Here is a 14439-nt window from a genome sequence, read left to right on the forward strand (position 1 = left end):
CCACAGTCTCCCCTGGTTCTTCTCACTGCAGCCGCATGCGCGCATAGCTGACCCTGTGAGCTGGAAGCCAAACGGCAGAAAAGATCCGATCAGCCGACAATAAGTGGTGATCGGAGTCTGAATCATTGCAAGACCGCCCCGGCCAATGGCCGGGGCGATTTTCTTTAACCCGGTGCCCTTAAAGCGTGATGCGGAACCGGGCAAAGCCGGTGTCCGACATCCCCGCCTCTTCGATCGTTACCCCCGGTACACCAGCGGCATATTGCGCGCCCGCCGGGCCGGTTTCAAAGATCACCGTCGTGCCTGCCATCGGCGCAAAGGACCAGTTGCCGTCCGCCTTGGGGCTAACCGTGCCTTTTTCCACGATGTAGCGCACGATCACGTCGCGGTTGGTGTCCGGGCCTTCAAAGATGATGGTGTCACCGGTGCCCGGGAAATGGCCGCCGCCCGAGGCGCGATAGTTGTTTGTGGCGACCACGAACTCTGCCTCCGGATCAATCGGCGCGCCATCAAACATCAGGTTGACGATGCGGTTGGCGCCTTCGTTGATCACCTCGCCGTCGCGATTGAACCTGGACGGCTGCGACAGGTCGATCTGGTAGGTCACCCCGTCCATCACATCAAAGTTGTACGAGGGGAAATCCGGGTTCAGCAGAACCGCGTCCTGCGCCCCAGCCTCGACCTGATTGAACATCCCGGCCGAGCGTTCGAGCCAGTCCTTGACCTGCGCCCCGGTCACGCGCACCGCGCGCACGGTGTTGGGATACAGGTACAGGTCCGCAACGTTCTTGATCGCCACATCGCCGACCGGCACATCGGTGTAATACTCTGGCCCGCCACGACCGCCCGCCTTGAAGGGCGCGGCGGCAGAGAGGATCGGCAGGCCTTCGTGCGGGGTGCCCACCATCATCTGCTGGATGTACCATGTCTGGGCGTTCGAGACGATCTGCACCGACGGATCATCCGCAACCAGCGCAAAATACGAATGCAGAGGCGCATCTGTCTTGCCCACGGCGCGGCGCACATAGGCCAATGTCTCATCATGCTGCTGTTGGACCGAGGCCAGCACCGGCGCCGCGCTCTCGACCAAGGGCGTGATCGAGCGATCCTCGTTGCGCTGATAGATCGGTCGCGCCTCGACCGCGTGCGTGGCAATGCGCCAGCCTGCGCCGTCGCGTTCCAACATCAGGTCTATTAACCCCATGTGGCTGCCCCAGAACCCGGCCATGACGGCAGGCTTGCCGTGAATCGTGCCTTCGGCGGCGTCGAGCCCGGCCCAGCCATCGTAGTTTGGCCCCGGAAAGACCAGATGCGAATGGCCAGTAAGGATCGCGTCGATCCCCTCGACCGCCGCAAGCGGGACGGCGGCATTCTCCATCCCGTCCTCGGCATTCGCCGAGCCGATCCCCGAGTGGCACAGAGCAATGACGATATCCGCCCCGGCCTCTTTGATTTCGGGCAGATAGGCCTTGGCGGTGGCGACGATATCGCGCGTCGAAACGTTGCCTTCCAGGTGTTTGCGGTCCCAATTCATGATCTGCGGCGGAACGAAGCCGATCAACCCGACCTTGATCGGATGGGTCTCGCCCGCGCCATCGGTGATCATCCGGTCAAGGATCACATAGGGCTTGATCCATGTCTCATCCTGCGTCGGACTGGCGCCCATCGTCTTGACCACATTGGCCGACACCACCGGGAACTCAGCCCCCGCCAGCGATTTCGACAGGAACTCCAATCCATAGTTGAACTCGTGATTGCCAAGGGTCGAAGCATCGAACCCAAGCGAATTCATGGCGGCGATGACCGGGTGCAGATCCCCCTCTTTCATGCCGCGCTCATAGGCGATGTAATCACCCATCGGATTGCCCTGCAGGAAGTCCCCATTGTCCAGCAACATCGAATTGGTTGCCTCGGCGCGGATGTCGCCAATCAGACTGGCGGTGCGGGCCAGACCGACGGTATCGACCGGCTTGTCGCTGTAGTAGTCATACGGAAAGACATGAACGTGAATGTCCGTGGTTTCCATGATGCGCAGATGCGCCTGACCTGCGGCGGCCTGCACCGAAAACGGGTGTAGGGCGATCAGGCCCGCAGACCCGGCAATAAACTGGCGGCGATTGAAATTCAGTGGCATGAGAGACTCCCCTTTGTAATCCTTCAGTAAGCCCCTCTATGCGCGCTATGTGAAGCCTGAACGACATTCGACCTGCGAAAACGGCGCAAACACGCTTTCCTGACGCGCGCTCAAATGGCACTGTAACCATATGAAAGACCTCGCGCACACGCCCCCGCAAACCGCCCTGCGCCCGCCATCGCAGGTTATGCGCCTGTCGCGGATGGGGGCGATGTTTCCCACGCGCCTGTCCTTTCTGCGCATCCTCCTGCGCGATCTGGCCGCCGAGCGCGCGCAGCTGACCCGCCCGGTCTGGCAGATCGACGATCAAGGCTATGGCCATGCGGTCTATTCGATTCCATTGGGTGGACACACCTACAGCCTTGTTGCCATATCCACTTATCTGCCGGATGAGCTGCGCAGCGACCGGGTGATCGCTACGGCATGGGACACGTCTTACGTGCTTTATGACGGCACACCCGATGCAGCCGAGATTGCCCGCATTGCCGAAAACGCCCCGCTTCAGGAAGCCGGGCGCTTTAGCGAGCGTGATCTGGTTCTGAGCCGGGCCAACAAATCCGTGCGGCTGTTTTCCCATGTCGTTGACCGGCTGCGCGCGGGTGCCCAGCCTGACGCGGAATTGATCAACTCGGTTGGCTACCTGATGCGCACAACCGCTGTTTACGGAAACGGAAAATTCGGCATCGCCGACCGCGGGTTGATCGAAGATCGCCCCGGTCTATCTGGCCCCTTCGCTGCCGAAATGCTGACAGTTTGGCTGATCCGCAACTTTACCCATGATCTGGTCGAACACCTTGGCCGCGCCCCCTTGCAGCCTGATCTGAAACGCCATCTGGGCATTGGCAACTCCACCGGGCTGGGCATGGCGCCTTTCCTCGTCGCGCATCCCATCTTGTTGAACAACTGGATGATGGCGCGGGAAACCGCGCTTGCGCGCGTGCGCGCCGCCGACGTGACCCCGGAAATCCACGACCGGTTGTTGCGGCTGGCCCGGCGCGCTGCCTTGCATCTGGGCGAATGGCGCGTCCCCGCCCCCGAACATCAGGCCCGCATCGACGCGATCAAAGTCGAATGGCCCAAGGTTCAGGGCTGGCTGGAAGGCGCCAATGGCGCTGCGGCACTGGACCAGATCGTCACGAATTCGCAAACGTTGAGCGAGGACACACAGGAGCTGCTGGTTGCGCTGGTGCTGGAACCTTTCTCCGATCTAGTGGATGGGCTGGCCGGATGCATGGCCGATCCAGTGGGACTGTGCGCATTGCCCTTCCCGGATAGCGCACACCTGCAGGCCGAAATCGAAGCAGGGTTCGGGTGGGCGCTGGCCATCGACTTTGACAACCCCGAGGCCCGGCATCAGTTCTGGTATGTCTCTGAGGAAAAGCAGGAACCCCGTCTTGGACTGCGCTTTGAAGAACCGGGGGCCGAGCTGGAAAGTCCGCTGGATATCGCCCGCCGGGTTCAGGCGTTGTACCGCGATCTGAAAGGCGACACCGATCTGCGCGCTTTCCGCGATGCGCACCCCGAACACGAACTAGCCATGCACCGGGTCCAGATCAACGCGCTGCACCCCTATTCGGAGATTCACGACAACCTGATTGGTCATGGTTGCCTGCCCATCGACATGCTGCGCTGCAAGCTGGCGTTTTTCGGGGCCACCAAGTTTGATCCCAAATCCGACCGCTGGACCCGTATCGCTTTGGCGCAGGGGGCGCCCTTGCCAGAGGATTTGCTTAGTGATCACGCCGACGACTGGTGGCTCAGAGGGCAAAGCGCATGAGCAGATCGGCCAATGAAATCATGGGACTGGCGCAAAAGGCGGCACGCGGGGCGGGATTTCCGCCGCAGCAGGCCGAACGCTTTGGCCGCGCCGCCGCCGCGCATCTGGCCGCGAACCGCAACCCCGAGGATCTGGTTCAGGCGCTGCGTGATCCGGCAGACAGCCCGGTGTTGCGCCTGCCGCTGTTGATGGATGACGTGCTGCGGGCGCTGTCGCTGACGGGTCCAAATGTCGACCTGACACTGCACCCTGAGGACGTGTCCCTGGCCTCGGCATACGCCCGGCTCCTGCCCATCCGGGTGACGGACTGCACCATTGTTCAGGACGAAGACCGGCAGCCCCGACTACACGTCTCGGCCGATCTGCAAACCCCGGGCAAGACATCCTTTCCCGCGCGGATCGAGGCCCCCGAGGATCTGATCGCACAGTTGTCACGGCTGGCCGCCAAAACCTATGTCCCGGCGTCCGAGGCCTCACGCTCGGCAGGGGCCGGGGCGGGTGATATCGACAACGACTAGGGTTGCTGCGCGAATGGATCGTCGGGATAGCCCACGCCCATCAGGTACAGCCCCTGCGGCGGGCAAACCGGACCGCAAGCGGCGCGATCCCTGGCCTTCAGCGCCGTTTTTACATCCTCGGGCGCCCAGGATCCGGCACCGACACGCTCCAACGTGCCAACAATGCTGCGCACCTGATTGTGCAGGAAGGACCGCGCCCGCAGGCGGAACTGGATCTCGGGGCCGGCAGGCCCTTCGACGCGGGTGATTGCGATCTCGTCCATCGTCTTGACCGGCGATTTCGCCTGACACACGACCGAGCGAAAGGTCGTAAAATCGTGCAGGCCGATCAGGTGTTCGGCCCCCGCCCGCATCGCCTCGACATCCAACTGGTGGTTCACCCGCCAGACCTGCCCGGTCTCCAGCGTCTCTGGTGCGCGGCGCATCAAAAGACGGAACAGATAGCGCCGCTCCATCGCCGAAAAGCGGGCGTGCCAATCATCCGCCACACGTTTGGCGGCGCGAATGGCCACCGGTGCCGGTTTGAGATGGTAATTCAACGCCTCGGACAGCCGGAAGGCATCCCAGTCCTTATCCATGTCGCAATGGGCCACCTGCCCGCGCCCGTGCACCCCTGTATCGGTGCGCCCGGCAGCGGCGATGGTGTGCGCGCGCGGCTCCAGCTGGGCCAGGGCCGCCTCGATCGCGCCCTGAACCGAAGGCTGATCGGTCTGCCGTTGCCAGCCCGAGAACGGGCGGCCATCATATTCCACAAGTAACGCATATCTGGGCATGGCGCCGGGTTAGCGCCTGATCGGGTCCGGGGCAATGGGTCTTGCACGCCCAAGGGGCATTGCCAGCGCAGGTTTCTTCCCCTCTGGTTCTTTGGCGCAGGTCTGCCTATCTTGGCGATCAAGAGCAGATTGGGGGCCGCATTGGTCATTGGAACGATTGCCGACACGCTGACCAGAAGCGTGGAGAATGTGACGGACACGGTCTCGGGTGTGTTTTTCGACCCGGTCATCAGGGTGGGCGTCACCGGGCTGAGCCGTGCGGGCAAAACCGTGTTCATCACCTCGCTGGTGGCCAATCTGATGGACCGGGGCCGCATGCCGCAACTTGTGGCCCAAACCGAGGGGCGCATTCTGGCCGCCTATTTGCAGCCACAACCCGACGACACCCTGCCGCGCTTTGATTACGAAGCGCACCTTGGCGCCCTGACCTCGACCACCCCGCATTGGCCGGACAGCACCCGCGCGGTCAGCGAGCTGCGCCTGTCACTAAAAATCCGCCCCAACGGATTGCTGTCGGGCCTGCAAGGACCGCGAACGGTGCATCTGGATATCGTCGATTACCCCGGCGAATGGCTGCTGGATCTGGGGCTGCTGGACAAAAACTATGCCCAGTGGTCCGAAGAGATGCTGGAGCGCATGGCAACGCGCCCCAGCGGACCCGAGTATGTCGAAATGGCCAAGGCCGAAGACGCCAGCGCCGATCTTCAAGAAGCCCGCGCCCGCGCCCTGTCTGACACCTATACCAAGGCGCTGCATGTCGCCCGCGAGGCAGGTTTCTCGGACTGCTCGCCCGGGCGCTTTTTGCTGCCCGGCGAAATGGCTGGCAGCCCGGTGCTGACCTTCGCGCCCTTGCCGCCACAGCCCAGCGCCCCGCGCAAGTCGCTCTGGCGCGAAATGGAGCGGCGATACGAGGCCTACAAGGCGCGGATCGTCAAACCGTTCTTCCGGGACCACTTTGCCCGGATCGATCGTCAGGTTGTGCTGGTCGATGCCCTTGGCGCAATCCACGCCGGGCCACGGGCGGTCGAGGATCTGCGGCGCACCATGGCCGATATCCTTGGCGCCTTTCGCCCCGGGGCAAACGCCTTTCTCTCACAGCTGCTGCTGGGGAAGCGGGTGGAAAAGGTGCTGTTCGCGGCTACAAAGGCCGACCATCTGCACCACAGCCAGCACCCCCGCCTGACCGCCATCATGGAAGCGCTTGTGCGCGAGGCCCGTGATCGCGCCCGATTTTCCGGCGCCGAAACGCAGGCCATGTCAATTGCCGCCCTGCGCGCCACGACCGAACAGACCATCAGCCACGGCGGGCAAGAACTGGACTGCGTGCGCGGCACCTTGCTGGACAGTGACGGCACACACGGCAAGCAAGCCGCCTTTTATCCCGGTGAACTACCCGAAGACCCGGCGCATCTGCTTGGCCCGGCCCGCGACGGCGCCGAAGCCTGGCTGGATCAGGACTACCGGATCATGCGCTTTGCCCCTGCCCGCCTCACCTTGAAACCCGGCGAAGGCCCACCGCATATTCGGTTGGATCGCGCCGCCCAGTTCCTGTTTGGAGACAAGTTATGACCGATCTGCTCCTGCGCCATGCCCGTAGCACCGACGCCGGCAAGCTTGGCGCCATGATATCAGAGGCCGTGGCCGCGTTTGACTGGAAACCTCTGCTGCACAGCGGTGCCGAGGATATCGATCATGTCGGGAAGATGATCGACCGCGGCTGGGTGACGGTGGCCGCACAGGGCGGCGCCGTGGTGGGGTTCATTGCCCGCGAAGAAAGCCGGATACATGCGCTCTATGTCACCGCGCAGGCGCAAGGATCCGGCATTGGCACCGCATTGCTGAACACCGCGAAAGAGGCCGTGTCGCGTCTGGAACTCTGGACGTTTCAGGCCAACGAAGGCGCCCAACGGTTTTACGAACGCGAAGGGTTTGTCGTCGATCGGCGCACCGATGGCGCGGACAACGATGAAAAGCTGCCCGACGTGCATTATGTCTGGCAAGGGCCCTATGTCCTCAAGACGCAAGGCCCAGCCAATGACTGACCGCAAAGGCCCCGTGCTGATCGATCTGGAAGACGAGGCCGCCCCGTCACCGTCCGAGGCGCCCCCGGTTCCCGAAATTCACCCCGAAGCGCCGCTGGAAGGCCGCGCCATGGCCACCGTCGCGGCGCTGGCCGGGCGCCCGCCATCGCGGCTTGCGCGCTGGTTCTGGCGGCTTTTGGTGGCGCTGGTCGGCACGCTTGTGTCGATTGCCGCGTGGAACTATGTCACCGGGCTGATCGCCAGCGTGCCGCTGCTGGGCTATGCGGTGGCGCTGCTCATGGCGTTGTTTGTGTTCGTGCTGGCCATGATCACCATCAAGGAACTGGCCGCCTTTGCGCGCCTTTCACGCATCGACGCCCTGCACCACGAAGCCGAAAGTGCCCGCGCCGATGACAGCATCAAAGAGGCCCGCGCCCTGACCACCAAACTCGTCGCGCTGTACAAAGGGCGTGACGACACCCGCTGGGGGCGCGAACGACTGGCCGAGCGCGAGGCCGAAGTCTTTGACGCAGGCGCGCTGCTGGATCTGGCCGAACACGAGCTGCTGACGCCGCTGGACGCCGCCGCCCGCCTTGAGGTCGAGGCCGCAGCCCGACAGGTCGCGACGGTGACCGCTTTGGTGCCGCTGGCGCTGGCCGATGTCATGGCAGCGCTGACCTCGAACCTGCGGATGATCCGCCGCATCGCGGAAATCTACGGCGGACGCTCGGGCACGCTGGGCAGCCTGCGCCTGACCCGCGCGGTCATGTCCCATCTTGTGGCAACGGGCGCCGTGGCCGTGGGCGACGACATGCTTGAGCCGATCCTTGGCGGCGGTCTGTTGGGAAAACTCTCGCGCCGCTTTGGCGAAGGTCTGGTGAACGGCGCGCTGACCGCGCGTGTCGGCGTGGCCGCGATGGAGGTCTGCCGTCCGCTGCCCTTCAGCAAAGACAAACGGCCTTCGGTGCGCAGCATAGTGCGCACAGCATTGAGCGGGCTGTTTACTTCGAACAAGGGCTGACCCGGTCAACGGTCTGGAATTTCTGACCTTTCCTTCCCGGCCCCCGCGCGTATCCTGCCCAAAAAAGTGGAGACGGCGCTGATGGAGCCCTTACTTGTCTTGATCGGCCTGACCCTTCTCGCGATTCCGGTTGCGGTCGTTTACCTGTTGGTCGCGGTCGCGCGTCTGAAACGGGAGATGCGCGATTTGTCCGCGCGGCTTGAAGGGGCGCCGCAAGTCCCATCTCCCGTTGCGCCCACATCCGTCAAGCCCAGCGCGCCGATCCGCGCCGAAAGCGAGCCTTGGCAGCCGCCCGAAGAACAACCGGAACGCAAGCCATGGGTCGGCATGACGCAGACCCCGGCCAAGCCCTCGGCCGCCGTGGTCTTTCGCCGCGAACGTTTCGCCGCCCTGTCGTCTTGGCTGCGCGAAAACTGGTTCTACGTGGCGGCTGCCGTCTCGCTTGCGCTGTCGGGTATCTTCCTTGTTCAATATGGCATCGAAAACGGCCTGCTCCCGCCCGAAGCGCGCGTTGCAGCCGCCCTTGCCTTTGGCGCGGCGCTGATCGGAGCCGGTGAATATATCCGCCGCCGCTTCGGCGACGACGAAGACAGCACAACCGCCTATCTTCCTTCGGTCTTGTCGGGTGCCGGGATGGTGTCACTTTTCGGCGGTGTTCTGGCCGCGCGCATGCTCTATGGCTTGATCGGTCCGGGCCCCGCCATGGTGGGCCTGTTTTCCATCGCGCTGGGCGGGCTGGTTCTGGGCTGGTTCCACGGTCCGTTGCTGGCCGCCATCGGCCTGATCGGCGGCATGGCCGCACCTTTCCTTGTGGGTGGCCAATCGGACACGCCGGAATGGCTGCTGCTCTATTTTGCCTTGCTGACGGCGCTTGGCCTTGGCATCGACACTGTGCGCCGCTGGGCCTGGGTCAGCGTGCTGTCGCTCATCCTTGGCTTTGCAGCGGGCTGGCTGCTGGTGTCTTCCGCGCCGAACCGGGAAAGCATGGCGGTTGCCTTTGCCGCATTCGCTGCCGCGATGGCTCTGCTGGCGACCCTGATCCCGGCGCGGGGCCTGCGCCCGGACCATGACGGCCCCTGCCTTCTGGAGCGTCTTTCGACCAAGACAAGCTGGCCGATCTTTCCCGCGCGGCTTTCGCTGGGCAGCCTTCTGGCCGCCTGCTTTGCGATTGTCGTCATGGCGCCGGAAAGCCCCACAACCTTCTGGATGTCCCTTATCTTGGTAACCGGCCTTGCCGGGCTCTACGTAGTCTGGTCGATCAGGGCTCCGGCGCTACAGGATCACGCCCTGCTGCCAGCGTTTGGCCTGATTGCCCTGCATGCTGTTCCTGACCTGAACAGGCCCCTGTTCAATGCCATCTACGAACATCTGCAAGCCACCGAAACCCAGACGGAAACGCGCATGATCTGGGATGTTTCCCTACTGGTCGGGGCTGCTTTGGTTCTGAGCCTTTTGGCGGCGTGGCGCAGCCTGACTGGCATGCAGAACAAATTGGTCTGGGCAGGCGCGGCGGCGCTGATCGCCCCGGTGGCCGGGCTTGCGCTGGAGATGACCCGCAAACCCGCGCTGCTGATCGGCGAATACCCTTGGGCGCTGCACGGATTACTGCTGGGCGCCATCATGACCGTGATGGCCGAGCGTTTTGCCCGTCAGGACAAAGACGATCACACCCGTACGTCGCTGCCGGTTTTGTCTGCGCTGGCTTGTCTGACCTTCTCGCTCGCCATCATCCTGACAGACTCGGCGCTGACGCTGGCGCTGGCCGCGACGGTTCTGGCCGCCGCCGCGCTGGATCGCAAATTCAACCTGCCGCTGATGGGCGCCTATATTGCCGCGGGCGTTGTCGCCTTGGGCTATCGATTGACGGTAGACCCTGGCCTGGACTGGGCGACGCGTACCACATTGCCCGCGATGTTGCTGCCCTATGGCGGCACGCTTGCCGCCTTCGTTGCGGCGCTCTGGCTCTTGCAGCGCCGTGATCGCCCACGCAGCCAGATCTTTCTGGAAAGCGCCGCCTGGTCGACCGCTGGCATGACGCTGAGCCTGACGCTTTACCACGTGATCGACGCCTTTTCGCCGGGCACTGGCCTCGAGACGCATTGGGGCTTTGGCCTGCAAGCCGCGATCTGGTCGGGCGTTGCGCTGGCCCAGCTGCATCGCCAAAGCCTTGGTGGCTGGATGCGCTATGTCCGGATCGGGCTGGCCAGTGTCTTCGGATTGATCGCGGCCCTGATGCTTGGGCTGGCACTGACCGCATTCAACCCGCTGACCTGGGCAGAAGAGGTGCTGGGCTGGCCGCTGTTGAACACATTGATACCCGCCTATCTGCTGCCCGCCGTGATACTGGGGCTGGCGGCTTGGCGCCTAACCGCTCAGCCGTTGTGGCTGCGGCGCGCGCTTGGCGGCGCGGCGCTGGCGCTGACCAGTTTCTGGGCGGCCATGGTGATCCGGCATTTCTGGCAGGGCGGAAACGCGATGAGCCTCTCTTTCGGCGTGACCCAGCCCGAACTCTATTCCTATACCGTGGCGCTTCTACTGACCGGTGCAACGTTGTTTTACCAAGCGCTTGCACGGCGGTCCGATCTGTTGCGGCGGGCTGGAGTTTTGGTGATCGGGCTGGCTGTGGCCAAAGTCTTTCTGATCGACATATCGGGCCTGTCGGGGCTGGTACGGGTGTTTTCCTTCCTGCTGCTCGGCCTGTCCCTCGCGGGGCTGGCATGGCTCAATCGCTGGGTTCAAACCCGTGCGGGCCAGCGCAACGCATAAGACCCGCCGGTTTGACATAGCGCATGGCGCACGGCCGCTTGCCCGCACCATCCTGCGGACAAGGAGGCGCCATGATCAAAGCAACAGACCACGGTCACACCCAAGCCGAGATCGAAGCCCGCCTGTCGCAACCGCCGGGGCGCGGCTATTTGCGCGACACCGTCTATGGCGCGATCGACGGCTCGGTCACGACCTTTGCCATCGTCGCCGGAGTCGCCGGAGCAGAGCTTTCGCCGCTTGTCATCCTTGCGCTAGGCTTTGCCAATGTGCTGGCGGACGGGTTTTCCATGGCCGCCGGGAATTACTCGGCAACCAAGGCCGAGCTTGACGACATCCAGCGCCTGCGTGCCGTGGAAGAACGCCATATCGCCCAATATCCCGACGGCGAAAAGCGTGAATTGCGCACCATTCTGGCGCAACGCGGATTGTCGGGCGACACGCTGGACCAGGCAACCAAGCAGATCGCCGCCAATCGCGAAAACTGGATCGCAACCATGCTGGAAGGGGAATATGGCCTCGCCTCCGTCGACCCGCATCCGATGCGCGCGGCACTGGTGACCTTTGGCGCTTTTCTGGTTGCGGGTATGGTTCCGCTCTTGCCCTTCCTCTTCGGCCTTCCCGAGGCGTTTTTCTGGTCCTCCGGCATGACAATGGCCAGCTTTTTCGCCATCGGAACGTTGAAAAGCATTTGGTCCCTCAGCCCATGGTGGCGCTCGGGGTTAGAGACCTTGGCCATTGGTTTTGTCGCGGCCTCTATCGCCTATATGGCGGGTACGATGTTTACGCTTTAGGGTGAATTGCCCTTGGATGGGTCTTGGAAAACCGCGACTTGCCCATCAGTCATTTCCCGAAACGCTGCAACGTCCGGAATACCTGACTTTAGGGAAGTTCCGACACTCGGATAAGCTGAGCTCATTATTTTATGAACTCCTTCAATCTTTTATGCGGATTATTTCAATGTTGGACTATTTACAGACTGCCGTCGGCGCAGATGTGCTTCGTATTGTCGGAGTTCTTGGTTTCCTCACCTATGTGACCCTTTATTCCTGCTTGAGCCTGCGGGTGCTGCACAGCGACAGTATCCTGTATTTCTGCGGCAATATCTTTGCCGCCACGCTGGTACTGATTTCCCTCGCTCAAGAGTTCAATCTGGCAGCGGCGCTGATCCAGAGCTTTTGGATCGCGATGGGTATTCCGGCCATCATCCTGCGCCTTGTCCATCGCCGCTCGGATCGCCGTGCGGCCAGCTACCAAGCGCAGAATTGGCCCCAGACTGGGGGCGCTACGCCAGTGATCCCACCGGAGGTAACAGGTCCCCACACACCAGACGCGACAAGGCCCTGGGAACCGGCGGGACCTGCGATAACGGGAAGAGGGCGCGGTCCCTTATCACGGGCAGCAGGCGGCTATCGGACTGGTATTGCGGGGTAAACAGCCAGCTCATGGTCTGATAGCCCCAGACGTGCCAACGCCGGGCGCGCGCATAATAAAGCGCCGCAAGATCCGCATCGCCCTGCGCCACCTTGATCGCCCGCACCAAAGCCCAGGCATCCAGCAGCGCCATATTCGCCCCCTGCCCAAGTTGTGGACTGGCTCGATGCGCCGCATCGCCGATATGGATCACGCCCTGCCCATAGGGTTTGACCAGCGTCCCATGTGAATAGCGCGCCATGGTCATCTGCGCAGTATCGGTGATCTGCCGTGCGAAAGACCCATAGGCGGGCCAAAGCCCAAAGGCCTCAGCGCGCCAGGCCTCCAGCCCCTTCGCCAGCCAATCCACGTACCCACCGCGCGGCAAAGACCAAAAGATCGCAGCTTTCAGCCCCTTTTGCCCGGGAACCGTGCCGATTGGCAGCACCCCCAGCATTCGATCCGCTTTTCGATAGACTTGCCGCAGCTCGTCGCGCGGCAGATCGCTGCCGGCAGGCCAATCCACCGTCGCCCACAGCGCGCCGTAGTCAAGATCGCGGGCCTTCAATGGCGACAGCGGCGACCCGGCCCCGCAGGCGTCAATGATCATATCGAAGGGTCCGGCGCTGCCGCCGTCAAACTGCACATGCCCGTCCAAAGCACTTGTCACCCGGCGCCCGGGGCAGATGTCCACACCTGACCGTATGGCCGTCTCCAACAAGGCGTCGAAGAGGGCCGCGCGGTGAATGGCAAGGCCAAAGCGCGCCAGCTTGCCCGTGCGATAGCTAACGTCCAACACGCGGCGCCCGCTGTCTGCTTCGCGGCCCAGCATCCGATGCACCTGATTGCCCTGCGCCAAAGCTGCCTTGCCCGCGCCGAGATGCGTCAGCACCTCAAGCCCCACAGGCTGGATCACAAGACCCGAGCCAACCGGCGCGGGCGCATCAAACTGATCGAAGACCTGAACCCGGTGGCCCGCCTGCGCCAACCCCGTCGCAACTGCCAATCCGCCAATCCCGGCCCCTGCCACGGCAATCTTCAATGTCACGCGCATCCCCTGCCCTCCGCGTATCCAGAAAAGTCTGAACGCCCGAAAGGCACAAGTGTCGCGCTGTCGCAGCTTAGCGCAGGATCGGCACGCCGCCGGGGCCTTTGATGCGCTCGACCACGCCCGCCCGAAGCGACTGCCCGATCTTATGCGCCAAGGCGGACCAGGCACGCGCCTGATCCGGTTCAAGCTCCTGACGCAAAACCTGATCAAACAGCGCCAGCCATGTCTCGAACATGCCGGGGCGGACATTGCCCGCCGCTCGGTGTGCCTCCAGCGGATTCCCGTTATAGCTGCGCTCGTGTAGGATCGCGTTGGCCCAGAACCCAGCGACCTTGGCCTCGTGCGGCGGCCAGTCTGTCACATGCGCTGCAAAGATTGGCCCCAGCCCCGGATGGGTACGGATTCGGGCGTAAAACGCCGCCACGACGCGCTCGATCTCATCGCGGGTAATGTCAAATTTCGGGGGATTCGCAGACATGGAGCCTCTGAACAATCAATACCCCGGAGTCATAGCGGCTCTGGCCGAGGTGAGCCAGAGCCGCCGTCCCCAATGTTGTGACGCCCGAGCCGCTGCGATGCCCCGACGCCACCTCCCCATGTGGCTACCCGTGCGCCAAACGCGCGGGAATGCCAAATAGATCAGTCACTTGCAATTGATCTGGTCACGTTGTCAGACATGAAATGCGCCATAACCCCCGAGCCCAGCGGATCGCGCCCGGTCTGTATCAGCAAGATGCTCAGCGCCGACACCAGCAACAGTGCCACGCCAAACCCAAGTCGCGAGCGCGCCCGGCCGCGTGTCGCCTGATCGGCGCGGCGTCGCAAATTGTCGCCTGTATCCTCCGGGTCAAGCCGGGCAAAATAATGATCCTGTATCTCAAAACTCATTTGGTCGGTCTCCTGAACTCGCATCCTCAAATTCTTTTGTTACGCACCGCGACCGGCGCGTCATCCCCGCCTGTTCAAAC

The 14439-nt window shown here is 63.1% G+C and carries 12 protein-coding genes and 1 pseudogene; 8 read left to right on the plus strand and 5 right to left on the minus strand.

Annotated elements, in window-relative coordinates:
- Nucleotides 1–178: 178 nt before the first annotated feature.
- Nucleotides 179–2134, minus strand: coding sequence for a bifunctional 2',3'-cyclic-nucleotide 2'-phosphodiesterase/3'-nucleotidase (locus ACOYQJ_RS04570; protein WP_422904817.1), 1956 nt, complete (start codon nt 2132–2134; stop codon nt 179–181).
- A 130-nt stretch (nt 2135–2264) separates the two neighbouring features.
- Between ACOYQJ_RS04570 and ACOYQJ_RS04575 the strand changes: the two genes are divergently transcribed.
- Nucleotides 2265–3911, plus strand: coding sequence for a hypothetical protein (locus ACOYQJ_RS04575; protein ID WP_422904818.1), 1647 nt, complete (start codon nt 2265–2267; stop codon nt 3909–3911).
- Nucleotides 3908–4429, plus strand: a complete 522-nt coding sequence (locus ACOYQJ_RS04580) for a hypothetical protein (protein WP_422904819.1) — start codon at nt 3908–3910, stop codon at nt 4427–4429. Before ACOYQJ_RS04575 ends, ACOYQJ_RS04580 begins: the two co-directional genes overlap by 4 nt.
- On the opposite strand, the gene truA is transcribed toward ACOYQJ_RS04580, so the two are convergent.
- Nucleotides 4426–5202: a tRNA pseudouridine(38-40) synthase TruA gene (gene truA / locus ACOYQJ_RS04585; protein ID WP_422904820.1), complete on the minus strand. Its 777-nt coding sequence runs from the start codon at nt 5200–5202 to the stop codon at nt 4426–4428. The two genes, ACOYQJ_RS04580 and truA, sit on opposite strands and share 4 nt — an antisense overlap.
- Nucleotides 5203–5343: 141 nt before the next feature.
- On the opposite strand from truA, the gene ACOYQJ_RS04590 reads away from it, so the two are divergent.
- The 6 genes and pseudogenes from ACOYQJ_RS04590 to ACOYQJ_RS04615 form a co-directional block, all read left to right on the plus strand.
- Nucleotides 5344–6771, plus strand: coding sequence for a YcjX family GTP-binding protein (locus ACOYQJ_RS04590; protein ID WP_422904885.1), 1428 nt, complete (start codon nt 5344–5346; stop codon nt 6769–6771).
- Nucleotides 6768–7244 carry a GNAT family N-acetyltransferase gene (locus tag ACOYQJ_RS04595; protein WP_422904821.1) on the plus strand — a complete coding sequence of 159 codons (477 nt, stop codon included), beginning with the start codon at nt 6768–6770 and terminating at the stop codon, nt 7242–7244. The genes ACOYQJ_RS04590 and ACOYQJ_RS04595 overlap by 4 nt, the downstream gene beginning before the upstream one ends.
- The gene (locus ACOYQJ_RS04600; RefSeq protein WP_422904822.1) at nt 7237–8244 is read left to right on the plus strand and encodes a YcjF family protein; all 1008 of its coding nucleotides are present in this window, start codon (nt 7237–7239) and stop codon (nt 8242–8244) included. Before ACOYQJ_RS04595 ends, ACOYQJ_RS04600 begins: the two co-directional genes overlap by 8 nt.
- 81 nt (nt 8245–8325) lie before the next feature.
- A complete protein-coding gene (locus tag ACOYQJ_RS04605; RefSeq protein WP_422904823.1) occupies nt 8326–11010 on the plus strand; it encodes a DUF2339 domain-containing protein in 2685 nt (894 codons plus the stop codon).
- A 71-nt stretch (nt 11011–11081) separates the two neighbouring features.
- A complete protein-coding gene (locus ACOYQJ_RS04610) occupies nt 11082–11801 on the plus strand; it encodes a VIT1/CCC1 transporter family protein (RefSeq protein ID WP_422904824.1) in 720 nt (239 codons plus the stop codon).
- Nucleotides 11802–11967: 166 nt separating this feature from the next.
- Nucleotides 11968–12168 (plus strand): annotated as a pseudogene (locus ACOYQJ_RS04615) (CBU_0592 family membrane protein); the annotation flags it as partial.
- A gap of 124 nt (nt 12169–12292) precedes the next feature.
- On the opposite strand, the gene ACOYQJ_RS04620 reads toward ACOYQJ_RS04615, so the two are convergent.
- From ACOYQJ_RS04620 to ACOYQJ_RS04630, 3 genes are all read right to left on the minus strand, one after another.
- Nucleotides 12293–13474, minus strand: a complete 1182-nt coding sequence (locus ACOYQJ_RS04620) for an FAD-dependent oxidoreductase (RefSeq protein WP_422904825.1) — start codon at nt 13472–13474, stop codon at nt 12293–12295.
- A 67-nt stretch (nt 13475–13541) separates the two neighbouring features.
- A complete protein-coding gene (locus tag ACOYQJ_RS04625; RefSeq protein WP_422904826.1) occupies nt 13542–13949 on the minus strand; it encodes a group III truncated hemoglobin in 408 nt (135 codons plus the stop codon).
- A 161-nt stretch (nt 13950–14110) separates the two neighbouring features.
- Complete coding sequence (locus tag ACOYQJ_RS04630) at nt 14111–14359, minus strand: hypothetical protein (protein ID WP_422904827.1); 249 nt, start codon at nt 14357–14359, stop codon at nt 14111–14113.
- Between the last annotated feature and the right edge of the window lie 80 nt (nt 14360–14439).

Origin of the sequence: Pacificoceanicola algae, assembly GCF_049341065.1 — a bacterium.
Classification (GTDB): Bacteria; Pseudomonadota; Alphaproteobacteria; order Rhodobacterales; family Rhodobacteraceae; genus Pacificoceanicola.